This window comes from Ornithinimicrobium cerasi (assembly GCF_003702705.1).
Lineage (GTDB): Bacteria > Actinomycetota > Actinomycetes > Actinomycetales > Dermatophilaceae > Ornithinicoccus > Ornithinicoccus cerasi.
On sequence record NZ_QZMN01000018.1, the window covers coordinates 1 to 24894 of the forward strand.

At 72.7% G+C, this 24894-nt stretch carries 27 protein-coding genes, 1 tRNA gene and 1 pseudogene; 16 read left to right on the plus strand and 13 right to left on the minus strand.

All coding sequences use genetic code 11. The features are described 5' to 3' along the window. Positions 1-258: PaaI family thioesterase (locus D4B81_RS16420; protein ID WP_161965238.1), on the plus strand; the 258-nt coding region annotated here is incomplete at its 5' end. Positions 259-671: 413 nt separating this feature from the next. On the opposite strand, the gene D4B81_RS16425 is transcribed toward D4B81_RS16420, so the two are convergent. Continuing rightward, a protein-coding gene (locus D4B81_RS16425; RefSeq protein WP_122263782.1) for an IS3 family transposase occupies positions 672-1867 on the minus strand; the annotation gives its coding sequence in 2 pieces (ribosomal slippage) (positions 672-1615 and positions 1615-1867; 1197 coding nt in all). A gap of 446 nt (positions 1868-2313) precedes the next feature. Between D4B81_RS16425 and D4B81_RS16430 the strand changes: the two genes are divergently transcribed. Together D4B81_RS16430 and D4B81_RS16435 are read left to right on the plus strand one after the other, a co-directional pair. Then, entirely contained in the window at positions 2314-2610 is a 297-nt protein-coding gene (locus D4B81_RS16430) for a hypothetical protein (protein ID WP_122263764.1), read from the plus strand. A 390-nt stretch (positions 2611-3000) separates the two neighbouring features. Further along, a complete protein-coding gene (locus D4B81_RS16435; RefSeq protein WP_202613738.1) occupies positions 3001-3732 on the plus strand; it encodes a cyclase family protein in 732 nt (243 codons plus the stop codon). Here D4B81_RS16435 and D4B81_RS16440 read toward each other — a convergent pair. Further along, entirely contained in the window at positions 3693-4862 is a 1170-nt protein-coding gene (locus D4B81_RS16440; protein WP_122263766.1) for a C45 family autoproteolytic acyltransferase/hydrolase, read from the minus strand. The two genes, D4B81_RS16435 and D4B81_RS16440, sit on opposite strands and share 40 nt — an antisense overlap. Before the next feature lie 80 nt (positions 4863-4942). Between D4B81_RS16440 and D4B81_RS16445 the strand changes: the two genes are divergently transcribed. The 4 genes from D4B81_RS16445 to D4B81_RS16460 all read left to right on the plus strand — a co-directional run bounded on the left by D4B81_RS16445 (position 4943) and on the right by D4B81_RS16460 (position 8861). Then, entirely contained in the window at positions 4943-5428 is a 486-nt protein-coding gene (locus tag D4B81_RS16445; protein WP_122263767.1) for a MarR family winged helix-turn-helix transcriptional regulator, read from the plus strand. A gap of 95 nt (positions 5429-5523) precedes the next feature. After that, positions 5524-6651 carry a serine hydrolase domain-containing protein gene (locus D4B81_RS16450; RefSeq protein WP_122263768.1) on the plus strand — a complete coding sequence of 376 codons (1128 nt, stop codon included), beginning with the start codon at positions 5524-5526 and terminating at the stop codon, positions 6649-6651. A 137-nt stretch (positions 6652-6788) separates the two neighbouring features. Continuing rightward, positions 6789-7658, plus strand: a complete 870-nt coding sequence (locus tag D4B81_RS16455) for a CPBP family intramembrane glutamic endopeptidase (RefSeq protein ID WP_122263769.1) — start codon at positions 6789-6791, stop codon at positions 7656-7658. Positions 7659-7667: 9 nt separating this feature from the next. Continuing rightward, on the plus strand, positions 7668-8861 hold the full coding sequence (locus tag D4B81_RS16460; protein ID WP_122263770.1) for an aminotransferase class V-fold PLP-dependent enzyme: 1194 nt from the start codon (positions 7668-7670) through the stop codon (positions 8859-8861). A 134-nt stretch (positions 8862-8995) separates the two neighbouring features. Here the strand turns inward: D4B81_RS16460 and D4B81_RS16465 are convergent. Continuing rightward, a tRNA-Leu gene (locus D4B81_RS16465) sits at positions 8996-9079 on the minus strand. A 53-nt stretch (positions 9080-9132) separates the two neighbouring features. Next, entirely contained in the window at positions 9133-10524 is a 1392-nt protein-coding gene (locus D4B81_RS16470; protein ID WP_122263771.1) for a DNA polymerase IV, read from the minus strand. 81 nt (positions 10525-10605) lie between these two features. Here D4B81_RS16470 and D4B81_RS16475 point away from each other — a divergent pair, with 81 nt between their 5' ends. Then, positions 10606-11136, plus strand: a complete 531-nt coding sequence (locus D4B81_RS16475) for a YbhB/YbcL family Raf kinase inhibitor-like protein (RefSeq protein WP_122263772.1) — start codon at positions 10606-10608, stop codon at positions 11134-11136. Further along, positions 11133-11672, plus strand: a complete 540-nt coding sequence (locus D4B81_RS16480; protein WP_237566070.1) for a YbaK/EbsC family protein — start codon at positions 11133-11135, stop codon at positions 11670-11672. Before D4B81_RS16475 ends, D4B81_RS16480 begins: the two co-directional genes overlap by 4 nt. On the opposite strand, the gene D4B81_RS18295 is transcribed toward D4B81_RS16480, so the two are convergent. Beyond that, positions 11669-11827: a hypothetical protein gene (locus D4B81_RS18295; protein ID WP_161965239.1), complete on the minus strand. Its 159-nt coding sequence runs from the start codon at positions 11825-11827 to the stop codon at positions 11669-11671. The two genes, D4B81_RS16480 and D4B81_RS18295, sit on opposite strands and share 4 nt — an antisense overlap. 120 nt (positions 11828-11947) lie before the next feature. Here D4B81_RS18295 and D4B81_RS16485 point away from each other — a divergent pair, with 120 nt between their 5' ends. Beyond that, on the plus strand, positions 11948-14572 hold the full coding sequence (locus D4B81_RS16485) for an ATP-binding protein (protein WP_122263773.1): 2625 nt from the start codon (positions 11948-11950) through the stop codon (positions 14570-14572). Between the two features lie 34 nt (positions 14573-14606). Here D4B81_RS16485 and D4B81_RS16490 read toward each other — a convergent pair whose 3' ends face one another. The 3 genes from D4B81_RS16490 to D4B81_RS16500 are packed head-to-tail and all read right to left on the minus strand — an operon-like array spanning position 14607 to position 17028. Next, a complete protein-coding gene (locus D4B81_RS16490; RefSeq protein WP_237566071.1) occupies positions 14607-15467 on the minus strand; it encodes a TrmH family RNA methyltransferase in 861 nt (286 codons plus the stop codon). Continuing rightward, a complete protein-coding gene (locus D4B81_RS16495) occupies positions 15464-16240 on the minus strand; it encodes a sulfite exporter TauE/SafE family protein (protein ID WP_122263774.1) in 777 nt (258 codons plus the stop codon). Before D4B81_RS16495 ends, D4B81_RS16490 begins: the two co-directional genes overlap by 4 nt. Then, positions 16237-17028: an ABC transporter ATP-binding protein gene (locus D4B81_RS16500; RefSeq protein WP_122263775.1), complete on the minus strand. Its 792-nt coding sequence runs from the start codon at positions 17026-17028 to the stop codon at positions 16237-16239. The genes D4B81_RS16495 and D4B81_RS16500 overlap by 4 nt, the downstream gene beginning before the upstream one ends. Positions 17029-17071: 43 nt before the next feature. On the opposite strand from D4B81_RS16500, the gene D4B81_RS16505 reads away from it, so the two are divergent. Next, positions 17072-17839, plus strand: a complete 768-nt coding sequence (locus tag D4B81_RS16505) for a hypothetical protein (protein WP_122263776.1) — start codon at positions 17072-17074, stop codon at positions 17837-17839. Positions 17840-17841: 2 nt separating this feature from the next. Here D4B81_RS16505 and glgA read toward each other — a convergent pair whose 3' ends face one another. Beyond that, positions 17842-19077 (minus strand): glycogen synthase, encoded by a 1236-nt coding sequence (glgA, locus tag D4B81_RS16510; RefSeq protein ID WP_122263777.1) that lies wholly within the window; start codon positions 19075-19077, stop codon positions 17842-17844. Between the two features lie 64 nt (positions 19078-19141). On the opposite strand from glgA, the gene glgC reads away from it, so the two are divergent. Continuing rightward, positions 19142-20398, plus strand: a complete 1257-nt coding sequence (gene glgC, locus D4B81_RS16515) for a glucose-1-phosphate adenylyltransferase (protein WP_122263778.1) — start codon at positions 19142-19144, stop codon at positions 20396-20398. Between the two features lie 9 nt (positions 20399-20407). Here glgC and fabI read toward each other — a convergent pair whose 3' ends face one another. Next, a complete protein-coding gene (gene fabI, locus D4B81_RS16520) occupies positions 20408-21163 on the minus strand; it encodes an enoyl-ACP reductase FabI (RefSeq protein WP_097187515.1) in 756 nt (251 codons plus the stop codon). Positions 21164-21216: 53 nt separating this feature from the next. Next, positions 21217-21999 carry a beta-ketoacyl-ACP reductase gene (fabG, locus tag D4B81_RS16525; protein WP_097187516.1) on the minus strand — a complete coding sequence of 261 codons (783 nt, stop codon included), beginning with the start codon at positions 21997-21999 and terminating at the stop codon, positions 21217-21219. Positions 22000-22027: 28 nt separating this feature from the next. Between fabG and D4B81_RS16530 the strand changes: the two genes are divergently transcribed. The 4 genes from D4B81_RS16530 to D4B81_RS16545 are packed head-to-tail and all read left to right on the plus strand — an operon-like array spanning position 22028 to position 24305. Next, positions 22028-22471, plus strand: coding sequence for a DUF3099 domain-containing protein (locus D4B81_RS16530; RefSeq protein WP_122263779.1), 444 nt, complete (start codon positions 22028-22030; stop codon positions 22469-22471). Beyond that, a complete protein-coding gene (locus tag D4B81_RS16535; protein ID WP_122263780.1) occupies positions 22468-22695 on the plus strand; it encodes a hypothetical protein in 228 nt (75 codons plus the stop codon). Before D4B81_RS16530 ends, D4B81_RS16535 begins: the two co-directional genes overlap by 4 nt. Position 22696: 1 nt before the next feature. Further along, entirely contained in the window at positions 22697-23494 is a 798-nt protein-coding gene (locus D4B81_RS16540; RefSeq protein WP_237566072.1) for an SURF1 family cytochrome oxidase biogenesis protein, read from the plus strand. A gap of 43 nt (positions 23495-23537) precedes the next feature. Beyond that, positions 23538-24305, plus strand: coding sequence for an SDR family oxidoreductase (locus tag D4B81_RS16545; RefSeq protein WP_122263781.1), 768 nt, complete (start codon positions 23538-23540; stop codon positions 24303-24305). 129 nt (positions 24306-24434) lie between these two features. Here the strand turns inward: D4B81_RS16545 and D4B81_RS19025 are convergent, their stop codons facing one another. Next, positions 24435-24605, minus strand: a complete 171-nt coding sequence (locus D4B81_RS19025; protein ID WP_237566073.1) for an HNH endonuclease — start codon at positions 24603-24605, stop codon at positions 24435-24437. An 88-nt stretch (positions 24606-24693) separates the two neighbouring features. Then, positions 24694-24861, minus strand: a pseudogene (locus D4B81_RS19030) (HNH endonuclease signature motif containing protein); the annotation flags it as partial. Positions 24862-24894 lie beyond the last annotated feature (33 nt).

Below are 24894 nucleotides of genomic sequence, written 5' to 3' on the forward strand. Positions count from 1 at the left end.
GGCGTCCTTGCAGCCATGCTGGACACCGCCATGGGATGCGCAGTCCACTCGCTGCTACCAGCCGCGGTCGGCTACGCCACCTCTGAGATGAACGTCCGCTTCCTGCGCCCGGCGCTGCTCACGAGCGGACGGCTGCTCTGCACCGGGGAAGTCATCCATCCGGGCAGGAACACCATGATCGCCTCAGCCCGCGTCGTAGACGCCGACCAGCGGGTCATCGCCATCGCCGGCTGCACCTGCATCCTTCGGCGACCCTGATGCCTGCATCTTCGGCATCACAAACCTCTGTGGCCCGCCCCCTGACTCTCACAACCGCAGGCCGCGTTGTAGATGGCCTGGAGGAATGGGGCGCAAAGCCCGTCGCCTTCGTCTCCTACGGTGGCGCCCACCGGGCGGTCGAACACCTTCGCACCGTCTTCGCCGAGGTGCACGCCCCTAGCATCCGGGACACCATCCACTTTCCGAACTTACGGACGATCTTCGGCGCCGCAGAAGAGCCGCTGGGCCTCCACACCAACAGGCGCGGCGAAGACCATGCCGAACCAGTTCACCTAGTGGGGGCACACCGTTCGCGCCGGGGGCGCGCTCGCGCCCTACTTCACGTGATGGACCCGACTTGCCTACGCACAGGCGGTTCGCACGTGGGGTTGACCCCGTCTGGTGGACATCGGTTAAGCGGCTTCCGAGGCCGCGGTGATGGTCCGGTGCTCGAAGGTTACCGGGGGTATCTGGCCGAGTGCGCTGTGGCGTCGCCGGCGGTTGTAGACGGTCTCGATCCAAGAGCTGACGGCGTGGATAGCCTCGGCGTGGGTGGCGAACTGGCGACGGTCGTAGAACTCGGTCTTCAGGGTCGACCAGAAGCTCTCGATCTGGCTGTTGTCCCAGCACACGCCGGTGCGCCCGACCGACAGGAGCACCCCCAACTCCTCCGCGGCACCGGCGAGCTGGGCCGAGGTGTACTGACAGCCCCTGTCCGCGTGGAAGATGACTCCTGCGGTGTCGCCCTCGCGGAAGGTGACCGCCCGGCGCAGCGCGGTCTCCACGACGTCGGTGTGCAGGGAGTCGGAAAAGGCGTGGCCGAGCACACGGCGGGAGTGTCCGTCGCGGACGGCGCACAGGTACAGCCAGCCCTGCCCGGTGGCCAGGTAGGTGATGTCGGACGTCCACACCAGGTTGAGCGCACCGCGATCGAAACGGCGTTCGACCCGGTCGGGGATGGTGTGCGGCACCTGGTCCGGCAACGTCGTCACCGGCCGCCACGGGCGCGGGCTGATCCCACGGATCTCGCCCCGCCGCATGAGCTTGGCGACGGTCTTCTGCGAGACGACCTCGCCGTCGTCGCGCAGGTCGGCGGTGATCCGTGGGGCACCGTTCACCCCGTCGGAGTCGGTGTGGAACTGCCGGATCTTGACCAGCAGGTCCTCGTGCCGCTGCTCACGGGGCGAGGGACCGGCGCCCTGGCGCACGACCCACTTGTAGTACCCGGACCGGGACACGCCGAGCAGGTCGCACATGCGGACGATGTCGTGGTTGGCCTTCTCCGCCTGGATCAGCTCGAACGCCCGCTCGTGCTCGAGGACGCGTTCTCCGTGACGAAGAAGGCCGCTGCCTTTTTCAGGAACTCCCGGTCCATGCGCAGCTGGGCGTTCTCGGCCCGCAGCCGCTCCAGCTCTGCCCGTTCGTCGATGTCCAACGCACCGGGCGGGTCATCCATCCGGGCCCGCTCGGCCGCGACCCACCGGCCCAGCAGCGCCTCGCCCACACCGATCTCGCGTGCGACCTCCACGATCGTGCGCCCGGTGTCGATCACCAGACGGGAAGCGTCACGACGGTACGCCGGGGTGTAGCTCTTCCTCTTGGCACCCATGAGGGCATCCTCTCCCGCCAGGCTCCCCTGGCCGGTCAGGATGTCCACCCAACGGGGTCAACCTCACACGCGACTCCCGCTGCCGCCGCATGCGCTGGCGTTGACAGCGGCGTTGCTAGGAGCTGGACGTCGTCTGGTCCCACCTTCACTACCGTTTGCATGTCCTCTCGGCGCGAGCCTCGTTCCGCACCCCGTGCATGCACCAGACGACACACCTGCTGCCCATCGGCAGATGCACCAGTGGCGCCCGCGAGGTCCGGCGACTGCCTGTCCTACCTCCGACGTAACGCCGGTGCAGGGACCGTCCACGTCCATTCCAACACTCAACGGGAGCCGCGATGACAAAGAGGGCAGGTAGGGTTCTGATCGTTGTCGGAGCCGCAGCGTTCCTATTGCCGGGAACATGGGCCTTCCTCTGGCCACACTCCTTCCACAAGCACGTCGCGATGTTCGACCCATTTAACCTGCACCTGTTACACGACGTCGGCGCGTTCCAGATCGGCATCGGCGCGGCGCTGGTCGCTGCACTGGTATGGCACGACGACGCCTTGTCGGTCGCCCTGCTCGGAGCCACCACGGGTGCACTGGTCCACGCCATCTCGCACGTCATCGACCGCAGCCTAGGTGGCCGGCCCAGCGACCCTTGGACACTGAGCGTGCTGGCCATCCTGCTCGGTGCTGCTCTCGTCCTCCGGCGGAGCGCCCGTCAAGCACGCCCGACCCCCGCGCAGGCGGACAAGTGAGCACCCTGGCACCGGGCGACACGCTGGTCGCAGATCCGCCGGCGACAGACGAGTCGATCGGCGGATGCCAGCATCCTCTCCCCTGCGTGAATGCCCCCGGAGGCAGGAAGGAGTGCGCCTAAGGCGAATGACTTCCCAACGCGAATGACGTGGGCTATCGCGTTGAACCAGCCTGCGAAGCGGCCGGCGCTGCCGGTCTCGAACGGTGCTGTTCGCCACAGATCTCGCAATGCGTAGCTCCACCAGCCCGCACCCTTACCCGCGAACCATCCGGCTCCGACGGCAGGATGGGGCGCCGCGGGCGTGCGGCGCATCTCGCCAAGGCGCACTACCGGTGTCAAGGGGTTCCGCGAAATGCGCTGTGTCTGCGTCCGGGAGGAGACTGCTGGGATGAGCGCAGAGCACCGACCCCCGCCCGACCGCTCCGAGAGCACGGTGACTCGGGTCGAGCTGAGCCACGCGATCACCGGCGGCATGGCCACCTACCCGGGGCTGCCCGCACCCGAGTTCACGGCGCACCTCACCCGGAGCGACTCGCGCAGGATCTACGCCGCGGGCACCGAGTTCACCATCGACCGCATCACGATGGTGGGCAACACCGGCACCTACCTGGACAGCCCCCTCCACCGGTACGCCGACGGGACCGACCTCTCCGGCCTGCCCCTCGACGCCTTGGTCGACCTGCCGACCGTCGTCGTCGACCTCGTCGGTCGACGGTCAAGGGCTGTGGGCGTGGAGCTGCTCGCCGCCCACGACGTCGATGGCTGTGCCGTGCTGCTGCATACCGGCGCCGCCGCGCGCTGGGGAACGGCCGCCTACGCGGAGGACGCTCCGTACCTGACCGAGGAGGGTGCCCGCTGGCTGGTCGGGCACGGGGCGCGCCTGGTGGGCATCGACGCGGTCAACCTCGACGACTTCGAGCCGACCAGCGGAGGGCGACGACCGGCGCACAGCGTGCTGCTCGCCGCCGGCATCCCGGTGGTGGAGAACCTCACCGGCCTGGAGCAGGTGCCGGCCACGGGAGCGCGCTTCACGGCAGCACCGCCCATGCTGGCCGGGGTCGGGACGTTCCCGGTGCGGGCCTATGCGTCGTTCAGCGCGAACCGCAGCGGTTCCGTGTAGCGGCTCCGCCCTCCGTCGTCGCTCGTGAAGAACGAGATCTCGAGCGCCGCCTCGTCGAGGTCGTAGACCGACTGCCACAGGGTGCGGACCCCTGGCACGGGATGCACGAACCGGACGGCGTCGAGGTGCCCGCGGAGGTCGCGGGCGTCGACGACAGCAGTCCTTGAAACCTGGGAGTCGAGGGCTCGCCAACGGTCGTAGGTGTAGGCCGCGGTGCCGGCCGAGCCGGGGTCACGCGGCAGCTGCGCGGGGTCGGGCCAGCGGTGCAGCAGATGGTTGGTGCACACCATCGGCCGGCCGGCCGGTCCCTCGACGATGCACTCCCGGTTGTGGCCGGGCGAGTACTCCCAGACGAAGGAGCGCCCGGCCCGGTCCGCCACGAGGAAGTGGCACGGGACGAAGACGTAGTACTGCTTGGCCAGGAGCAGCGCCTGCTTGGCCTCCTCGACGTCCCGGCACGCCTCGAGCAGGTAGCGGACGACCTGCTGCTCGGAGAGCCCGACCTGGGGCACGACCGACGGCTCCGCAGCCACCGACTCGTTGTCGGCGAGAAGCGTCACCGCCAGGCCGGCCTCGTTGATGCCGTCCATCCCGCCCATCATGTCCATGATGCCGACCACGACCGTCGCGTGCCCGTGGTCCGGGCGGATCTCGAGCACCCACGGGTCGGCGGCCAGACGGCCTTCGCCAGGCGTCGGCGGACGACCGACGATCTCGCTGTAGGTCCCTGTCGGGAAGTCGAAGTTGCGACCCAGCAGCCCGTGACCGTTCGCGGTGCGGCCGCCCGGATGGAAGACCGCGGAGCATCCCGCCGGGATCTCGACCGGCCCCAGCCGACCGAGGTCCCACGCGTCGTCGTCCGGCGCGACACCGAAGACGTCGGCCATGCCCACGATCCGCTCGGCTAGGACCGGGTGCTGCGCGGCGAACCACCGCCGCCGGGCCCGCTGCACGGTGCGGTCCACGGACGGGTGGGGCCCGGCCCCCGCCCCGTAGATGTCGAGGGCGGCAGCCGCGACGGCCCGGCCGACGAGCCGGTTGCTGCCCGAGACTCGGAGGTGACGCACCGTCAGAAGGTCGTCCGGGCCCCCTGCGACGACGGTCTGGTGCACGGTGTCGGACGCGCTCATGTCGGCTCCTCTGGTGGACGGGCGGCGCGCCGTCGGGCGGAGACACGCCGGGTAGTACGTTGTCGTAGTACCCTGCTGTGATGGTGCGACGACGCAGTAGTTCTGTCAAGGGTCTCTCTGCCAGCGAGGTGCTCGACGAGGACGTCGACGTGACCTTCATGGTGTGGCTGACGTCCAGGGCGACCACCGACCTGATCGACGGGGTGCTGGCGCCCACCGAGCTGAACGGGGACGAGTTCGCCATCTACTCGGTGCTGACCGCCGCCCCGTCGATCACGCCCACGGAGCTCGCCCGCTGGATGGCGGCACCACCGACGACGGTCTCGAGCTACGTCAAGCGGTTCGAGGCGCGCGGCCACGTCGAGCGGGAGCCGAACCCGGACGACCGGCGCTCCTACCGCATCAAGCTGACCCCCGCCGGCAGGCGGGCCCATCGGGCGGCGGCCGAGCTGTTCGTCCCCCTGCGGGACCGCGTCGCCGAGCGGCTCGGCACGCAGGGGACGGACGTCCGCGCCGCGCTCCTGACGCTCCGCACCGTCCTGGACGAGATCCGCAGCACCCCTTGACAGAGTTAGTACGAAGTCGCATCATTTTCTTAGTGCTGCGATTTCGTAGTATCTGGTGAGGGGCCGCCATCCCGGGCCCCAGGCGGGGAAACGCCATGGAACCAAGGACCGCACCACCCGGCTCACCGGTCGAGCGCATCGGCGTCGGAGAGCCGCCAGCCGCACTCGACCAGACGGTCGAGGCGATGATGCACAAGGGAGCGGTGCCCGGGCTCTCGGTCGCCGTCGTCTCCCGGGAGCGGGTGCTCCTCGCCCGCGGCTATGGGCTGGCAGATCTGCGTACACAGGCACCGGCGACCGCCTCGACGTCATACCTGTGGTTCTCGATGACCAAGATCGTCACGGCCACGGCGGCGCTGCGGCTCGCCGACGAGGGCCGTCTGGACCTTGACGCGCCGGTGGGCGAGTACGTCCCTGACCTGAAGGCACCGGGAGGCCGCCAGCCGCAGGTAGGCCAGCTGCTCAACCACACCGCCGGCCTGGCCAACCCCCTGCCGGTCCGCTGGGCGCACCGCGCGGAGGCTCCGGCGCCGGACCCGGCGGCACTCCTGCGGCGGGTGACCCGCGGCAGGCGCGCCTTCCGCCGGCCCCCGGGCGGGGCGGCGCGGTACTCCAACGTCGGCTACCTGGCCCTGGGCCAGGTCGTCGAGGCCGCAGCGGGTATGCCGTTCGAGCGCTACGCCAGGCGGGCCGTGCTGCGCCCGCTCGGCATGAGGACGGCCTTCACCTACTCCCCCGGCACCGAGCGCGCCACCGGCTACGTCAGGGCCGCGAGGATCGTGGATCCCCTGCTGCGTCGCGTCCTGCCGGAGGGCATTGTCGGAGACCGGCACGGCCGGCACCTCTCGCTGAACCCCTTCTACGTGGACGGCCGGGCCTACGGCGGCCTGGTCGGTGACGTGATGGGCGCTGGCCGCTTCCTGCGGATGCATCTGCGCGACGGCGAGCTCGACGGGGAGCGCATCCTCGCGCCCGGCACGGCGCGCCGGATGCGCGTCATCGACCAGCCCGGAAAGGTCTTCGAGCACGGGCTGGGCTGGTTCCGCCGGCCCACCGGCAGCCCGGAGGACCGGGTCGAGCACTACGGCACGGGCGTCGGGTTCTGGAACGTCATGCGCCTCTACCCGGACCGCGGCATCGGCGTCGTCGTCATGTCCAACTCGACGACGTCCTACGCCTTCGAGCCGATGTTCTCGCTGCTGGCCGGTGCGTCATGGTCGTGATCGCCGTGCTCGCGATGGTCCGCGGGGTGCGCGTGCTGATGAACCGCCGCGCCGTCAAGGCCACTGCCACTTCCACTGCCGCTGCCGCCTCGGCGTCAGCGATCCCCTCAGCCCTCTGACAACCACAGGAAAGACCCATGCACACCTTCCAGCCCGCCCAGATCGTCCGGCGCTTCCCGCTCACCGCCTTCTTCGTCTGGTTCTTCACCGTCGGACAGGCCATCGTCTTCGTCCCCCTCCTCGCCCGCACCGTGTATGGCGTTATGCTTCCGAGCTCGCCGTTCCTCGTCGCCGGTGCGTTCGTGGGCCTGCTCCTCCCGGCGGTCGGGGTCACCTGGATCACCGACGGCCGGGCGGGAGCGCGCGCGTTGTTCCGCCGGATGCTGGCGTTCGACGTCCGCCCTGCCTGGTACGCCCTCGTCGTCGTCGGTGTGCCGCTGCTCTCCGTCGCCGCCGTCGCCGCGGGCGCCGGATGGACCACCGCGAGCGGGCCGGCCGTGGCCTGGGCCTTCGCCCTCGGCCTCCTGCACCTCGTCGTCGTCTTCGCAACGGTCAACTGGGCGGAGGAGGCCGCCTGGATGGGCTTCGTCCAGGCACGGCTGCAGGGCCGCCACGGCCCCCTGCGGGGCGCGCTCCTGACCGGACCGGTCTTCGCCTTCGGCCACATCTCGCAGCTGATCGGCGACTCCGTGTCGGCCACGCTGACCCTGCTCGCCCTGATGATCGTGATCTGCATACCCTTCCGCGCCCTGCTTGGGTGGATCTACAACCGCACCGGCAGCATCGCACTCGCCGGTCTGGTCCACGCCTCCGCGAACGCGACCGCAGCCGGGAGCATCGTCGGCGCCGGGCTGCTCGACCGCCTCTATCCCGGTGCCGGGCACGGCGGCGTGGTCATCCCGCTCCTGGCCGTCGTCGGCCTGGTGGTGCTCGCCGCGACGCGTGGCCGGCTCGGGCTGGCCCGCCGCCCCTCCCTCACGCCCCTGCCCGCGACCGTCCCCAGCTGAGGACAGGACATGCCGACAGCAACGATCGACGTCGATCGTGCCCGCCGGGACACCCCCGGCACGGCTAGGGTCGCCCACCTGAACAACGCGGGAGCGGCACTGCCACCCGTGCAGGTCACCGACGCCATGATCACCCACCTCCGGAACGAGGCGCTGCTCGGCGGGTATGAAGCCGCCGAGGCCGCCGCCGGCCGGGTGGAGCGGACCTACTCCGCCATCGCCGCCCTGATCGGCTGCGACGTGGACGAGGTCGCGGTCGTGGAGAACGCGACCCGCGCCTGGGACATGGCCTTCTACTCCATGGACTTCCGGCCCGGGGACCGCATCCTGACCGCGCGGGCGGAGTACGCCAGCAACGTCATCGCCTTCCTTCAGGTCGCCGCCCGCACCGGCGCGGTCGTCGAGGTGGTCGACAACGACGAGACCGGACAGCTCTCGGTGCCCGACCTGCGCCGCCGTCTGCGGGCCGGCGCCAGTCCCGTCAGACTCGTGGCGATCACCCACGTGCCCACCCAGGGCGGCCTGGTCAACCCGGCCGAGGAGGTCGGCCTCGCCACCAAGGAGTTCGGGGTGACCTACCTCCTCGACGCCTGCCAGTCCGTCGGGCACCTCCCCGTCGACGTCGACAAGATCGGCTGCGACCTGCTCTCCGCCACCGGCCGCAAGTTCCTCCGCGGCCCACGCGGCACCGGCTTCCTCTACGTCAGGCGCTCGATGACCGACCTCCTGCAGCCGCCGTTCCTCGACCTGCACGCCGCCACCTGGACCGCAGCCGACACCTTCCAGATCCGTCCGGACGCGCGGCGGTTCGAGAACTGGGAGACCAACTACGCGGCCAAGATCGGGCTCGGCGTCGCCGTCGACTACGCCCTCGAGTGGGGGATAGACGCGATCGAAGCCCGAGTCACCACTCTCGCCGAACACCTCAGGCAACAACTCGCCGGCGTGCCCGGCGTCCAGGTCCACGACCAAGGACGGCGCCGGTGCGGCATCGTCACCTTCACGGTCGACGGCGTCCCGGCGCACCAGGTCCAGAGACGGTTGTCTCAGCACGGGGTCAACGTCAGCGTCTCACTGGTCGACTACGCCCGCCTCGACCTCCCCGAACGCGGCCTGCCAGACCTTGTCCGCGCCTCCGTCCACTACTACAACACCGACGAGGAGCTCGGGCAGCTCCTCGCCGCACTCCCCCGCCCCAGCTGAGCCGGAGCACCCGACGCCTTTTGCGTTGCCGAGGCACAGCGCCTGCACCCGTCGCGAATAGTGACCATCGCGTGGGGGTTTGTGTCGCCGATCGAAGAAATGACTGCATATCCGCAGGTCAGACGCCTGTATTGTGTCCGGAGGGGGACTTGAACCCCCACGCCCGTTAAGGGCACTAGCACCTCAAGCTAGCGCGTCTGCCATTCCGCCACCCGGACGGGTGCGCCGCCTCGCTCGTGGGAGCGGGCAACGAGGGAAAACACTAGCACGCTCAGGTGCGTGCTCCTCGCCAGTCGGGAGGCCCGGCGGGCGTCAGGAGCGGGTCGCCGACAGGGAACGTCCGGACGGGCCCGGGAGGGGTCAAGGGGCCCTCGAAGCGGACCGTCACGCGCCCCAGCCCGCTCCCCCACACCCAGCCCGGTCCGTGCTCCTGGTGCTCCACGTCCTGGCCGGTGCTCCACCCGTCGCGCCGTCGACCGAGCAGCTCCTCCCCCTCCTCGCCGGAGGGTGGGGCGACAGCCTCCTCCACGGGCGTCGCCCCGACGTCAGGCAGCTCGAGGAGCGACCCGGGGGCCGCGGCCACGTCGATCAGCAGCTCGTCCTGGGCATGGCTGGTGAGCCCCGATACCCCGAGCCCGAGCAGCCGGAGCCCGCCCGACACGTCCAGCCCGGACAGCAGGCGGCGCCCCTCCCGCAGGATCACCGCACCGTCACCGGTGGCGAACGGCAGCGAGGAGGACCGCGTGAGCGTGCTGAAGTCGTGGTGGCGCGCCTTGACCGTGATGGTCCGCGCGAAGGTCGCCGACCGCACCAGCCGGCCGGCCAGTTGCGCTGCCATCCGCGCGAGCTCTCCCTCCAGCAGGGCCCGGTCCGTGATGTCGGTCCCGAAGGTCTCCTCGACGGAGACGCTCTTGGCCTCCCGCTCCGCCACCACCGGCCGGTCGTCCCGCCCGTGCGCGAGCCGGTGGAGGCCGACGCCGTGCGCGCTGCCGAAGAGGGCCACGAGGTCGGCCTCGGAGACCCTGGACAGGTCCCCCACGGTCTCGACGCCGAACGTGCGCAGCCTCCCGGCGGTCGCCGGGCCGACCCCCGCGACCGCCCTGACCGGCAACGGGTGCAGCACGGACAGCTCCTCGCCGGGCCTGACGATCGTCGTCCCCGCCGGCTTGTCCATCTCGCTGGCGAGCTTGGCCATCATCTTGGAGGGGGCGACGCCCACGGAGGCGGTCAGCCCGCCCGTGGCCGCGGTGATCTCGGCGAGCAGCTCGGCGCACCACGCCTCCAGCCGGCCACCCTCCCAGCCTGGCGCGTCGGCGGCGGCCGACAGGTCGACATACGCCTCGTCGACCGAGACCTGCTCCACCAGGGGGGAGCGCGACCGCAGGATCTCCATGACGATCCGGGAGCTGGCGCGGTAGGCCTCGAACCGGCTCGACAGGAAGGCGGTGCCCGCGGGTGCGCGGCGGCGCGCCTCGATGGTGGGCATGGCCGAGCGCACCCCGTAGACGCGAGCCTCGTAGGACGCGGTCGAGACGACGCCCCTGCCTCCGGTGCCCCCCACGACGACCGGCCTCCCGCGCAAGGACGGCTTGTCACGCTGCTCGACCGCGGCGAAGAAGGCGTCCAGGTCGAGGTGCACGACGCACCGTCGCGGGTCGGACATGGCGCCCACTCTCCCACGCACCGCCGACATCGGCCGGGTGCCCACCCGGCGGGCTCAGCGGGCATGGCTAGGGTCGGAGCCATGAACCTCGAGCGCACCCCTCCCCCGCACCCGATCGAGCACCTGCCCGCCGCGCCGGCCGGGCTGACCGTCACGAGCGAGGACTTCGTCGAGGGCGGCCAGCTCCCGCAGAGCGCCGGCTTCGGCTTCGGCAACGTCTCGCCGCAGCTGACCTGGAGCGGTGCGCCCGAGGGCACCCGTTCCTTCCTGCTCGTGTGCCACGACTCCGACGCCCCCTGCATCGGCGGCTTCACCCACTGGGCCGTGCTCGGCATCCCCCCGAGCACCACCTCCCTCGCCGCGGGGGCCGGCACCCACGGTGCGAGCGCCGGCGCCGGCGCGCTCACCCTCGCCAACGACTACGGGACCCACGACTACGGCGGCGCCGCTCCCCCGCAGGGCGACCACCCCCACCGCTACGTCTTCACCGTGTGGGCGCTCGACACCGACAGCACCGGTCTGGACGCGGGTGCCTCGGTGGCCAAGGCGCAGTTCACGACGCTCGGCAACGTCCTGGCGCGCGGCTCCCTCACCGGCACCTACCAGCTGTGAGGCTGGACTGGGTCCCGGCGCTGTCCCGTCCGGACCTGCTCGCCGCGCCCGTGCGCTCCGCGCTGGAGGGTATGCAGAGCGGCGGCCGGGCGGACGTGTCCGCCCTCGAGGTGGCCGAGATCGACCCGGACCTCGCCGACACGGCAGCCCTCGTCGAGGCGACCGGTCTCGATATGCAGGACATGGCGAACTGCATCGTGATCGCCGGCGCGCGCGCCGGTCAGGAGCGAGTCTGCGCCGCCGTGGTGCTCGGCACGACCCGCGCCGACGTCAACCGCACGGTGCGGACCATCCTGGACGTGCGCAAGTGCTCGTTCATGCCCATGGACGACGCCGTCGGGCGCACCGGGATGGAGTACGGCGGGATCACCCCGGTCGGCCTCCCCGAGGACTGGCCGGTGCTGGTCGACGCCGCGGTGCTCGGGCGCGCCTCGGTCGTCATCGGGTCCGGGGTGCGCCGCTCCAAGCTCCGGCTGCCGGGCGTGCTGGTCGCCCGGCTCCCGGGCGCCCGGTCGGTCGAGGGACTGGCGCTCTAGGTCCGGTCCTGCTTGGTGCGGCTGCCGATGTCGGGGTCCTCACCACGGTCGCCCCCGGCCGTCCGGCCGACCACCCGCACCTGCACCCCGTAGACCCTCTGCACCTCGTCGAGGACGTCCTCGAGCGGGTCGTCCCCGCTGATCGTGTATGCCATGGGGGCAACCTAGACCTCCGCACCGCCTCTGTCACCCCATGTCGCCCGGCCTTGTGGGGCTGCGCGGCCGGTGCTTGACTCCTCCCATGCGCGGATTCCCGTGGCCGCCTGCAGCCGCCCATGCCTGAACCCTCCCCCGTCCCGACCGGGCCGACCCGCGACCCGGCGCCCGAGCCGCTGCCCGACGGCACACTGACGCTGCTCTTCAGCGACATCGAGGGCTCCACGGTCCTGCTGGACCGGCTCGGGCTGGCCTACCGGGACGTGCTGAGCCGGCACCGGGAGATCGTCCGGGCCGCCGTCGCAGCCGGGCACGGGCGCGAGATGGGTACCGAGGGCGACTCCTTCTTCGTGGTGTTCCGCACCGCGGAGGACGCCGTCACCGCCGCTGCCCGGGTGCAGCGCGAGCTCGCCGCGACGCGGTGGCCGGAGGGGGTCGCCGTACGGGTCCGCATGGGTGTGCACACCGGGGCCCCCCAGGCGCACGAGGGCAGCTACGTGGGGATGGACGTCCACCTCGCCGCGCGGGTCGCGGCCACGGCGGTGGGGGGTCAGGTGCTGCTCACCGAGGCGACCCGCGCCCTGCTGCCCCCGGACCTGGCGAACGCCCTCGCCGACGCCGGGCAGCACCGGCTCAAGGACATCCCCGCCCCGGTCCGCCTGCACCAGCTCGTGGGGCCTGGCTCACCGCCGCTGCCCGTGCGCTCGCTCGGCTCGCCCGCCGACCTCCCCGCCGCCCACGGCCCGCTGGTGGGCCGGGAGGCGGAGGTCTCCCAGGCGCTCGACCTGCTCTCGCCCGGCCGCGTCGTCACCGTCCTCGGACCGGGCGGCGTCGGCAAGTCCCGCCTCGCCCTGGAGGTGCTGCGCCGGCGCACCGGCCCGCCCGACGGGGTCTGGTTCGTGCCCCTCGCGCGGCTGCGCACCGAGGAGGAGGTATGGCGATCGCTCGCCGGCGCCGCGGCCGTCCCTGACGGTGCCGCGTCCCGCGGACAGGTCCTCGCCGGGCTGGCCACCCGCTCTCTCCTGCTCGCGCTGGACAACCTCGAGCACCTCGACGAGGGCGTCGACGCGGTGCGCAGCGTGCTGGACGAGGCGCCGGGGGTCGAGGTGATCGTCACCTCGCGCACCTCGCTGCGGCTGGGCCGGGAGCAGCTGCTCCCGCTGGCTCCCCTGCAGCCGGACGAGGCGGTGCAGCTCTACGTCCTGCAGGCGCAACGTCAGCGGCCCGGCTTCCAGCCCGACCCGGACGACCTCGCGGCGATCCGGGAGATCTGCGAGCGCGTGGACCACCTGCCCCTGGCCGTGGAGCTGGTCGCCGCGCGCAGCCGTCTGCTCGGCCCACGCGCAGTGCTGTCCCGTCTCGACGATGCCCTCGACGTGACCGGACGCACCGTGGACCGCTCGCCCCGCCAGCTCACCCTGCGCAGCACCCTGGACTGGAGCTGGCGCCTGCTGTCCCCCGCGGCTGCCCGCGCGGTGGCCCGGCTCAGCGTCTTCCGCGGACCCTTCGACGTCGAGGCTGCGGCCGAGGTCCTCGACGAGACGGTGGACGGCACCGTCGACCTGCTGCTCGACCTCGCCGACGCCAGCCTCGTGCACGCCGACGAGCGGTCGTCGGGCGACCCGCGCTTCCGGGTCCTCGGCGTCGTCGGTCGCTACGCCCGCGAGCGGCTCGAGGAGGACCCCGCCGAGGTGGAGGACGCGCGCGACCGGCACACGGGGGTCGTCGCCGCCGTCGTCGGACGGGAGTGCCCACGACTGCGGGGCACCCACCACATCGCCGCCCTGGACGCGCTCGAGGAGCAGCGCGACGACATCGTCGCCGCGCTCGACCGCAGCCTGCGGCCGGGGTCGACCCGGCTGGCCGCGGGCCTGGAGATGTGTCGGCTGCTCAGCTGGTACTGGCACAACGTCCACCAGGAGGATGGCCGCCGCTGGCTGCGCCGGGCCAGCGAGGTCGCCGGTGAGACAGACGACCCCGCGGCCCTGGCGGCCTGGCACGGGCTCGGCATCCTGCTGGACCAGCAGGGCGAGCACGACCGCGCGGCGGACATCCTGCGGCGCTGCCTCGACGCGGCCGTGGCCCGCGGCGACACGCGCGCGCAGGGGCGTGAGTCCAACAGCCTCGGCCTGGTGGAGCTGCACCGGGGTGACACCGACCGGGCGAGGGAGCTGTTCACCACCGCCTCCCGGCTCGCCGCCGCCGACGGCGACGCGGAGCGGATGTCGACCTCGCTCACCAACCTCGCCCTGCTGGAGCTGGAGGCGGGCGAGGTGGGGTCGGCACGGGAGCGCCTGGCCCGGGTGCTCGAGATCGACCTGCGTCTCGGCGACGTGTGGGGCATCGCCGTCGACCGGCTCAACCTGGCGCAGGCGTCGCTGGTGGCCGGTGACCTCGACGCGGCGTGGGAGGGGCTGATCGGGCACGGCCCGGACATGCTGGCCCTGGGGGACTCCGAGCTGGACGCCGAGCTGCTCGAGCAGCTCGCGCTGCTGGCCGTGCGGAGGGGACGTCCCGCGGTGGCCGCGGCCCTGATCGGCACCGCTGACTCCGTGCGTGCGGCCGCCGACGTCCCCCGCCCGCCCCGCAGCGAGCACGACCTCAGGTCCGGCGTCGCGTCGGCCCGCGCAGAGGTGCCCGACCAGGACTGGCGCGCAGCCTCCGAGGAGGGGCGTTCGCGGACCGCGCAGCAGGCGTGGGAGCACGCCCGGTCGGCGCTGGAGGACGTGACGTCCCTGCGCTGAGCGTGCCGGGGTCGCCGCACGGGGTCGCCCGCGCCTACCCCCGCTCCCGGGGGCGCACCGCCCAGAACGCCACCGCGGACGCCGCGGCCACGTTGAGCGAGTCGACGTCACCCCCCATCGGGATCCGCACCACCACGTCGGCCGCATCCACGGTCCGCGAGGACAACCCGTCCCCCTCCGTACCCAGCACCAGCGCCAGCCGCTCCGGCGGGGACGCCTCGAGGTCGGCGAGGCTCACCGCGTCGTCCGCCAGCGCCAGCGCCGCCACCGTGAAGCCGAGGTCCCGAAGACTCCCGACCCCCTCCGGCCACGGGTCGACCCGGGTCCAGGGGACCTGGAAGACCGTGCCCATCGACACCCGGACGCTGCGCCGGTAGAGGGGGTCGGCGCACCGCGGCGTGACCAGCACCGCGTCGACCCCGAGCGCGGCGGCCGAGCGGAAGATCGCGCCGACGTTGGTGTGGTCGACGATGTCCTCCAGGACCGCGACCCGCCGGGCCCCGGCGACGACGTCGGCCACGGACGGCAGTTCCGGCCGGTGCACGGCCGCGAGCACCCCCCGGTGGAGGTGGAACCCGGTGAGCTGCTCGGCCGCCTGCGCCGCCGCGACGTAGACCGGGGCCCCCTGCGCCGTGGCGGCCGCCACGAGGTCGGGCCACTCGTCCACCCACCGCGGTGTCATCAGCAGGGACCGGAGCCGGTGCCCCGCGGCCAGCGCCCGCCGGATCACCTTCTCCGACTCGGCCATGTACAGCCCGCGCTCCGGTTCGACCACCCTCCGTAGCGCCACGTCGGTCAGCGAGAAGTAGTCCCGCAGCCGTTCCTCCCGCGGGTCCTGCACCCAGGTGCAGCCGGCGGGGAGAGCGGGCGGGTCGTCATACCCCTGGGTGGTCACGTGAGCAGGAGGTAGGCGATGGCGACGAGGCCGATGACGACGATCACGGACCGCAGCAGCCAGGCCGGCATCGCCCGACCGACGCGCGCTCCGACGAGCCCGCCCACGAGGGCGCCCGCGCCGATGACGAGGACGATCGTCCAGTCGACGCGCGAGGCCGGGTCGGCGGGGTTGACGACGAGGAAGACCACCGCGGCGACGAGGTTGACGATCATGCCGAGGACGTTCTTGATGCCGTTGATCTGCTGGATGCCCAGCGGCAGCAGGATGCTCATCAGGCCCAGCAGCAGCACGCCCTGGGCGGCGCCGAAGTAGCCGCCGTAGATCCCCGCGACCAGGATCCCGAGGATCAGCACGACCCAGCGCCCCGAGGTGATCCGGTCGGTGTGGTGGTGGCCGGCCCAGCGCTGGATCCGCGGCCCCAGGACGACGAGCAGCAGGGCGAGGACGATGAGCACCGGCACGATCGCCTCGAACGCCTCGGGAGGCAGCCACAGCAGCAGCAGCGCGCCGATCAGGCCCCCGACGAGGCTGGCCGGGGCCAGCCTGGCCACCATCGGCCCGAGCGTCCGGAGCTCGCGGCGGTAGCCCCAGGCGCCGGCGAGCCCACCGGGCACGAGGCCGAGGCTGTTGGAGATGTTCGCCGAGACCGGCGGGTAGCCGAAGAAGAGCAGCGTCGGGAAGGTGACCAGCGTCCCCGACCCGACGATCGTGTTGATCATGCCCGCCCAGAAGCCGGCCAGCGCGATCGCGCCGACCTCCCAGCCGCTCACGCCGGCGTGTGCGCGCGGGCGGCCCAGCGCTCGCCGTGCCGGTCGACCACGAGGGGGATGTCGAAGGTGGCGCTGAGGTTGTCGGCGGTCAGGGTGACCTCGATCGGCCCGGCGGCCACCACCTTGCCGCCGCGCAGCATGAGGATGTCGGTGAAGCCCGGCGGGATCTCCTCGACGTGGTGGGTGACGAGCACCATCGCCGGGGCCTCGAGGTCGTTCGCGAGCAGGCTGAGCCGACTGACGAGATCCTCCCGCCCGCGCAGGTCGAGGCCGGCGGCCGGCTCGTCGAGCAGCATCAGCTCGGGGTCGGTCATCAGGGCCCGGGCGATCTGCACGCGCTTGCGCTCGCCCTCGGAGAGGGTGCCGAAACGACGCTGCGCGAGCGAGGCGACGCCCAGCGCCTCGAGCAGCTCGGCCGCCCGGCGCTCGTCGGACTCGTCGTACTCCTCGCGCCAGCGGCCCAGCACGCCGTAGGCCGCGGTGACGACCACGTCGCTGACCCTCTCCTCGTCCGGGATGCGGTCGGCGACGGCGGCGCTGGACACCCCGATCCGCGGCCTCAGCTCGAAGACGTCGACCGCGCCGAGCACCTCCCCCAGCACCCCGGCCACGCCGGTGGTCGGGTGCATGCGGGCTGCGGCGAGCTGCAGGAGCGTGGTCTTGCCGGCACCGTTGGGGCCGATGACCACCCAGCGCTCGCCCTCCTCGACGGACCAGGTGATGTCGGAGAGCAGGTCGGAGGCGCCGCGGCGCACGCCGACGCCGGCGAATTCGAGGACATCACTCATGATGGGTCACTCTAGCGACGCGCCAGTGCCTACCATCCCTGACATGCCCGAGCACGAGCTGCCCGCCAGCGTCCGCGTCGCCCTGTGGGGGACGGCGGTCCTGGGCGGACGGCTGCCGGTCCGGCGGCTCCCGGCGGCCGCGCTGCCGGACGTCGACGAGTGCGTGGGCCTGGTCGAGCAGGTGAGCCTGTGGGCCGGGCTCGGTGAGCGGGCCCTCCTCGTGGCCCTCCCCCGGCCCGGCGACCTCTCCGGTATGCCGCGCTCCTCCCCGGAGCTGGTCGCGGCGGCGACGGCCGCCGAGGAGTGCGTCGTGGTCCCGGGCCTCGGCGGCGCGCTGGTGCCCGAGCTGACCGAGTACGGGCCGCCGGGCGACCGGGGGTGGCAGGCGACGTGGACGGCCTACCCTGCCGAGCCCTTCCCGACCCACCGCGTGGAGGCGCTGGACCTCGGCGGGCTGGAGCTGCGGCTGCGGACCGAGCTGGCCGGCCTCACCGAGGAGCTCGCGTCCTCCGGCGCCCCGCCCTTCGGGGCGGTCGCGGAGCGCGGGGCGGCCCGTGCCCGTGAGGCGGCCTCCGGCGCCCGCCGGTGGGGTCTGCCCGAGGACCTGCCCCCGCGCGGCCTGCGGGTCCTCGACCTGGCCGGCACCGTGCTCGCGCTCGCCGACGCCGGGCTCGACACGGTCACGTCCTCCCTCGACTCGACCACGGTCGTCCGCCGCGACGAGCTCCTGCGCCGGCTCCGGTCCACCGCGGCCCGGACGCTGGCGGAGGCGACCAACGCCTCGGCGCTGCACCTGGCCTACCGCGCGTAGGGTCAGAGGGCGGGGGCGCGCCCCTCGAGCACGGCCCGGTAGACCTCCAGCGTCCGCTCGGCGATCGTCGTCCAGCTGAACGCCTCGACCGCCCGCCGACGACCGGCCTCACCGCGGCGGGCGGCCTCGGCCGGGTCGGCGAGAGCGGCCACGAGGGCCGCGCCGAGGTCGGCGACGAAGCGTTCCTCGTCGACCGGTGTGCCGGTGCCGTCGCCCACCTGCTCGATCGGGACCAGCCACCCGGTCCCGCCGTCGACGACCACCTCCGGTATGCCGCCGGTCGCCGTCGCGACCACCGGCGCACCGCACGCCATCGCCTCGAGGTTGACGATCCCCAGCGGCTCGTAGACCGAGGGGCACATGAACACCGTCGCGTGCGAGAGCACGGCGATGACCTTGTCGCGCGGGAGCATCTCGCCGATCCACACCACGGGTGCCGCTGCCTCGCCCCGGTCGGTGCGCAGCTGGTCGACCAGCCCGACCACCTCCTGCTCGATCTCCGGCGTGTCCGGCGCCCCCGCCAGCAGCACCACCTGCACGTCGTCCTCGACCTGGCGCAGGGCGCGCAGCAGGTAGGGCAGCCCCTTCTGCCGGGTGATCCGGCCGAGGAAGACGGCCGACCTGGCACCCGGGTCCAGCCCCTGGGACCGCACGAAGTCCGCGGCAGCCGCCGACGTGTCACGCTGCCACAGCTTCGAGTCGATGCCGTTGTGCACGACGTGCACCCGTGCCGGGTCCACGGCGGGGTAGGAGCGCAGGATGTCCTCGCGCATCCCGGCCGACACCGCGACGATCCCGGCGGCGCCCTCGTAGGAGACCTTCTCCGCCATCGAGGAGATCCCGTAGCCGCCACCGAGCTGCTCGGCCTTCCACGGCCGCAGCGGCTCCAGCGAGTGCGCGCTCACCACGTGCGGGATCCCGGCGAGCAACCCCCCGAGGTGGCCCCCCATGTTGGCGTACCAGGTGTGGCTGTGCACGAGGTCCGCCCCGCCCGCGGCCACGTCCCGGGCCATGAGCAGGTCCACCCCCAGCGTGCGCAGCGCCCCGTTGGCGTCCTCCAGTCCGGCGGGCACGGCATACCCCGTGGTGCCCTCCTCCTCGACCGGGTCGTCGAAGGCACGCACCTGCACCTCCACACCCTCCACCGCGCGCAGCGCCCGGGTCAGCTCGGCGACGTGCACCCCCGCGCCGCCGTAGATGTTCGGTGGGTACTCGCGGCTGAGGATGTCGATACGCACGGGTCAAACCTAGTGCGGGCGGGGTGCCCTCGCCAGAGCGCGCCGGAGGCAATAGGTTGAGGCCATGGCTGCTGCGCGGGGTTCCCGACTGAAGGTGCTGGCGATCGTGCTCGCGGGCGGGGAGGGCAAACGCCTGATGCCGCTGACCGCCGACCGGGCCAAGCCGGCGGTCCCCTTCGGGGGCATCTACCGCCTCATCGACTTCGCGCTGTCCAACGTCGTCAACAGCGGCTACCTCAAGATCGTCGTGCTGACCCAGTACAAGTCCCACTCCCTCGACGCGCACATCACCAAGACGTGGCGGATGTCGACGCTGCTCGGCAACTACGTCGCCTCCGTCCCGGCGCAGCAGCGGGTCGGCAAGCACTGGTTCTCCGGGTCGGCGGACGCCATCTACCAGAGCCTCAACCTCATCCACGACGAGCGGCCGGACATCGTCGTGGTCGTGGGTGCCGACCACGTCTACCGGATGGACTTCTCGCAGATGGTCGAGCAGCACGTGGCCTCCGGCGCCGGGTGCACCGTCGCGGCGATCCGGCAGCCGCGCAGCATGGCGGACCAGTTCGGCGTGATCGACGTCGACCCCGAGGACCCCCGCCGCATCCGGGACTTCCTGGAGAAGCCGACCGACCCGCGGGGGCTGCCCGACTCGCCGGAGGAGGTGCTGGCCTCGATGGGCAACTACGTCTTCTCGGCGGACGCGCTCGAGGAGGCGGTCAAGGCCGACGCCGACCTGGAGGGCAGCAAGCACGACATGGGCGGCGACATCGTCCCGGCGTTCGTGCAGCGCGAGGACGCCTGGGTCTACGACTTCAAGGACAACGAGATCCCCGGGTCGACCGACCGCGACCACGGCTACTGGCGCGACGTGGGGACCCTCGACTCCTACTACGACTCCCACATGGACCTGATCTCCGTGCACCCGGTCTTCAACCTCTACAACGAGGCGTGGCCGATCTACACCGACTACGGCCCGCACCCGCCCGCCAAGTTCGTGCACGGCTCCCGAGACCGGATCGGGCACGCGGTCAACTCGGCCGTCTCCCCCGGGTCGGTGATCTCCGGAGCCACCGTGTCCGACTCGATCCTCTCGCCGCGCGTGACGGTGCACAGCTTCAGCCACGTCACCGGGTCGGTGCTCATGGAAAAGGTCGAGGTGGGCCGCTCCTGCCAGATCCACCGCACGATCATCGACAAGGGCGTCTTCGTGCCGGCCGGCGTGCACATCGGCGTCGACCACGAGCACGACCGGGCCCGCGGGTTCACGGTGACCGACTCCGGCATCACCGTCGTGCCGAAGGGTGCGGTCCTCTCGTCCTGAGCCTGCAGGTCAGAACCCCGTGGCGTGGTAGCCGCCGTCGACGTGGACGATCTCGCCCGTCGTCGCCGGGAACCAGTCGGAGAGCAGCGCCACGCAGGCCTGGGCGGCCGGCACCGGGTCCTTGACGTCCCAGCCGAGAGGCGCGTGCTCCCCCCACTTCGCGAACTGGGCGAAGTCGGGGATCGACTTGGCGGCCGTCGTCGCGATCGGTCCGGCGGAGACGAGGTTGGAGCGGATCCCCTGCGGCCCGAGGTCGCGGGCCAGGTAGCGGCTGGTCGCCTCGAACGCGGCCTTCGCCACCCCCATCCAGTCGTACATCGGCCAGGCGTACTGCGCGTCGAAGGTCAGGCCCACGACGCTGCCCCCGGGGCTCATCCGGGGCAGGCACGCGACGGCCAGGGCCTTCAGGGAGTAGGCGGAGACGTGCATGGCGGTGGCCACGTCGCCCCACTCGGCCTCCAGGAAGTTGAAGGCGCCCCGGGGCGCGAAGCCGATGGAGTGCAGCACGCCGTCGAGGGAGTCCACGTGCTCGCCGACCCGGTCCGCCAGGGTGGCCAGGTGCTCGGTGTCCTGGACGTCGAGCTCGATCACCGGCGCGGGCCGGGGCAGCCGCTTGGCGATCGTCTGGGTGATCCTGAAGGTCCGCCCGAACGACGTCAGCACCACCTCGGCGCCCTGCTCCTGCGCCAGCCGCGCCACGTGGAACGCGATGGAGCTGTCCATGAGGACACCGGTGATGAGCAGCTTCTTGCCGTCCATGAGCATGGGCAGACTCTCTTTCCTCGGGTATGACGTGTGCGTGGAGGGGAGGGGGCGGGTCAGTGTCCCATGCCCAGACCACCGTCCACGGGGATGACGGCCCCGCTGACGTAGCCTGCGTCCGGGCCGGCGACCCAGCGCACCACCCGGGCCACCTCCTCGGCCGTCGCGAAGCGCCCCGCCGGGATACCGGCGAGGTAGGTGGTGCGCAGCTCCTCGGACAGCTGCTCCGTCATCTCGGTCTCGACGAAGCCCGGGGCGACGACGTTGGCGGTGATGCCGCGCCCTCCCAGCTCGCGGGTGATCGAGCGGGCGAGGCCCACGAGCCCGGCCTTGGAGGCGGAGTAGTTGGTCTGACCGGCACCGCCGAGAAGGCCGACGACCGAGGAGATGAGGACGATCCGCCCGTGCCGGGCCCGGATCATGCCCTTCACCGCACGGCGCGCGCAGCGGAAGGCTCCGGTGAGGTTGGTGTCGAGCACCGCGTCGAAGTCGGCGTCGCTCATCCGCATGAGGAGACCGTCCTTGGTGATGCCGGCGTTGGCGACGAGGACCTCGACGGGGCGACCGAGGAGGGCCTCCGCCTCCGCGAAGGCCCGGTCCACGCTCTCGGTGTCCGTGACGTCGCAGACCACCCCGCGCAACCCCTCGGGGGCCGTCCCGCTGCGGTGTGTCACGACGACGTCGTCGCCCGCCGCGGCGAAGCTGCGGGCGATGGCCAGACCGATGCCGCGGTTGCCGCCCGTGACGAGGACGGCCTGCGGCTGGTGGGGCGGCTGCTCGTCCGCCGTGCTGTGCGTGCCGCCGTCGCCCGGCCCGGGAGGGGTGCTGGTGTCGCTCACCGCTCCACCGTAGTCGTATCGTGGAACGGTGCCCAGCAACCCCGCCCGCCCCGGTCCGGCGCGTCGCCCCGCGCAGGCGGTGACGAGCACGCGCCGCAGCCAGGAGGACGACCGGCAGCACCGGATGCGCAGCTACCTCGTCGCGATGGGCCTGCGCACCGTGTCCTTCCCGATCGCGGTCTGGGCCTTCGTCAACGACCACCTCGTGGTCGGCTGGGTCTTCGTGGTCCTGGCGGTGGTCATCCCCAGCATCGCCGTGATGCTCGCGAACGCCGTGGACCGGCGCGGGACCAGCCAGGGCGCGGCCCCCCTCTCCCCCGTCCAGGGGCTGGGCCCCGCCGACCCGGCCCCGGCACCCGGCCCTCCGAAGGACGCCCGGGCGAGACAGGAGGACGTCATCGTGGGGACGGTCGTCACCCTGCCCGTCCACGACGCCGCGCCGGTCACCGAGCCGCCGCGGGCGGCCGGGTGAGGACGGTCCCCTCGACCGACCGGCTCGTGTGCAGCGCGAAGGGGTGCCGGCACGTCGCCTCGCACGCGGTGATCTGGCGCAACCCCCGCCTGCACGCCGCGGACCGCCGCAAGGTCTGGCTCGCCTGCACCGACCACCGCGACGACCTCGCGAGCTTCGTCCAGCTCCGGGGGTTCCTCCTCGAGGTCGTCGAGGTCGACCGGTTGACCTCGGCGGACGGCTGACGTGCTCGCGGTCCTGCGGCGGCCCAGGTGGATCGCCTACCTGCTCCTGGCCGTCCTCTTCGGGGTCGCCACCGCCAACCTCGGCCTGTGGCAGTGGTACCGGCACGAGGAGAAGGTCGAGCGCCGCGACCTCGTCGAGGCCAACTACGACGCGGCCCCGGTCCCGGTGGACGTCCTGCTGCCGGACCCCGACGGCGACTTCCCGGGGGCGGCGCAGTGGCGCCGCGTCGAGGCGCACGGCACCTACCGGGCCGGGGAGCAGCACCTCGTCCGCAACCGCCCCCACCGGGGGGTCTTCGGCTACGAGGTCCTCGTGCCGCTCGACCTCGGGGACGGCACGGCGGTCGCCGTGGACCGCGGCTGGGTCCGCAACGCCGCCACCGCGGCCACCCTCCCCGACGTCCCCGAGCCGCCGGCCGGCGAGGTGACGGTCAGCGGCTGGCTGCGCCCGGCCGAGCCGGACCTCGGGCGCGACCTGCCGGCGGGGCAGCTCGCGTCGATGGACCTCGACCGGCTGGCGGGAGAGACCGGTCTCACGCTGCTCCCGGGATACGTGGTCCTCGGCGACGAGCAGCCGGCGCCGCCCACCCGGCCCGAGCTCCTGGAGCCGCCGGACACCGGTCTCGGCTCGCACTTCGCCTACGCCCTCCAGTGGTGGCTGACCGTGCCGGTCGGCCTCGTGCTGGTCCTCGTCATGGCCCGGCAGACGGCACGGGACGAGGCGGAGGAGGCAGGCACGCTCCCCCGGAGCGAGCCCCGGTCGCGCAGGGTCCGCATCTGGGACGAGGAGGACGCCTGAGCAGCTCGACGGTCCACGCCCCCCGCCTGGGAGGATGCGAACCATGGACCTCGGACTCGCCGGACGCGCCTATCTGCTGAGCGGGGCCTCGCGCGGCCTCGGCCTCGCCACCGCCGAGCACCTCGTCCGGGACGGGGCGGACGTGCTCGTGGCCGCCCGGACGCGGGACCGGCTCGAGGCGGCCGCCACCCGGCTGAACGAGCTGGGCGGCGGCAGCGCCGTGGGCCGGGTCGCCGATCTCGCGCACGAGGACGCCGCCGACCACCTGCTCGACGCTGTCGACGAGGCCTTCGGGCGTCTCGACGGGGTCGTGGTCTCGGTGGGTGGCCCGCCCCCGGCGACCGTCGCGCGGGCCACCGACGACCAGTGGCGCGCGGCGTTCGAGAGCGTCTTCCTCGGGGCGGTGCGCCTGGCCCGCACCGCCCTGGTCACGGCGCGACGGCCCCTGGCCGTGACGTTCGTGCTGTCCACCTCGGTCCGTGCCCCGCTGCCCGGGCTGGCCATCTCCAACGGCCTGCGCCCCGGTCTGGCGATGGTCGCCAAGACGATGGCCGACGAGTTCGGGTCGCACGGGCACCGCGTCAACGTGGTCCTCCCGGGCCGTATCGAGACGGACCGCCTCGCCGAGCTCGAGGGCACCGGCCCCGAGGCCGAGCGACGCCGTGCAACGACGCTGGCCGCCATCCCGCTGGGACGCTACGGCCAGCCGGAGGAGCTCGGTGCGGTCGCCGCGTTCGTCACCTCCCCGATCGCGTCATACGTCAGCGGCTCCGTCATCACCGTGGACGGTGGCTCGACCCGCGCCCTCTGACGGCGACGGCAGCGCCACCCGCGCCCTCTGACGGTGGACGGCGTCGCCCCCCGGGTCCCCTGACCACCGCGGCCCTGTTCGGTGACAGGCTGGCGCCCCGGCCCCTCGGGGGCCGGGTTCGGGGCGGGGTCATGGTCGGAAGATCCAGACCACCCCGAGGGTCGTGACCCGGGCCGTCAGGCCGACCTCGTGGACCCAGGTGTGGTGGCGTGGGCAGAGCAGGGCGTAGTTCGACAGGTCTGACCGTCCGCCCTGGGCCCAGGGGACGACGTGGTGGGCCTCGCACCAGGTCGCGGGCACCGTGCAGCCCGGGATCGTGCAACCCCTTGTCCCTGGCCGCCAGCCGGATCCGCTGGCCGGGCGTGACCAGACGCCGTCGTCTGCCCTGGTCCACGACCTCGCTCGGTCCGCCGAGGACCATCGGGATGATGTCGGCCTCGCACGCCAGGACCCGGATGGTCGACGCGCTGACCGAGGCACCGGTCAGGGTCGACCCGCAGCCGGGACGCCCGTCCCCGGCCTCGCCGAGCTCTCGCCGCAGGGTCTGCAGGTCCATCGTCACCACCAGCGTCGCCTTCGGCGTCGTCGG

Excerpts from the sequence above, each read along its gene's own strand:
- D4B81_RS16430 (WP_122263764.1), top strand. The coding sequence starts at position 2,314 with ATGTTCGACCCATTTAACCTGCACCTGTTACACGACGTCGGCGCGTTC.
- D4B81_RS16435 (WP_202613738.1), top strand. The coding sequence starts at position 3,001 with ATGAGCGCAGAGCACCGACCCCCGCCCGACCGCTCCGAGAGCACGGTG.
- D4B81_RS16440 (WP_122263766.1), bottom strand. The coding sequence starts at position 4,862 with ATGAGCGCGTCCGACACCGTGCACCAGACCGTCGTCGCAGGGGGCCCG.
- D4B81_RS16445 (WP_122263767.1), top strand. The coding sequence starts at position 4,943 with ATGGTGCGACGACGCAGTAGTTCTGTCAAGGGTCTCTCTGCCAGCGAG.
- D4B81_RS16450 (WP_122263768.1), top strand. The coding sequence starts at position 5,524 with ATGGAACCAAGGACCGCACCACCCGGCTCACCGGTCGAGCGCATCGGC.
- D4B81_RS16455 (WP_122263769.1), top strand. The coding sequence starts at position 6,789 with ATGCACACCTTCCAGCCCGCCCAGATCGTCCGGCGCTTCCCGCTCACC.
- D4B81_RS16460 (WP_122263770.1), top strand. The coding sequence starts at position 7,668 with ATGCCGACAGCAACGATCGACGTCGATCGTGCCCGCCGGGACACCCCC.
- D4B81_RS16470 (WP_122263771.1), bottom strand. The coding sequence starts at position 10,524 with ATGTCCGACCCGCGACGGTGCGTCGTGCACCTCGACCTGGACGCCTTC.
- D4B81_RS16475 (WP_122263772.1), top strand. The coding sequence starts at position 10,606 with ATGAACCTCGAGCGCACCCCTCCCCCGCACCCGATCGAGCACCTGCCC.
- D4B81_RS18295 (WP_161965239.1), bottom strand. The coding sequence starts at position 11,827 with ATGGCATACACGATCAGCGGGGACGACCCGCTCGAGGACGTCCTCGAC.
- D4B81_RS16485 (WP_122263773.1), top strand. The coding sequence starts at position 11,948 with ATGCCTGAACCCTCCCCCGTCCCGACCGGGCCGACCCGCGACCCGGCG.
- D4B81_RS16500 (WP_122263775.1), bottom strand. The coding sequence starts at position 17,028 with ATGAGTGATGTCCTCGAATTCGCCGGCGTCGGCGTGCGCCGCGGCGCC.
- D4B81_RS16505 (WP_122263776.1), top strand. The coding sequence starts at position 17,072 with ATGCCCGAGCACGAGCTGCCCGCCAGCGTCCGCGTCGCCCTGTGGGGG.
- glgC (WP_122263778.1), top strand. The coding sequence starts at position 19,142 with ATGGCTGCTGCGCGGGGTTCCCGACTGAAGGTGCTGGCGATCGTGCTC.
- fabI (WP_097187515.1), bottom strand. The coding sequence starts at position 21,163 with ATGCTCATGGACGGCAAGAAGCTGCTCATCACCGGTGTCCTCATGGAC.
- D4B81_RS16545 (WP_122263781.1), top strand. The coding sequence starts at position 23,538 with ATGGACCTCGGACTCGCCGGACGCGCCTATCTGCTGAGCGGGGCCTCG.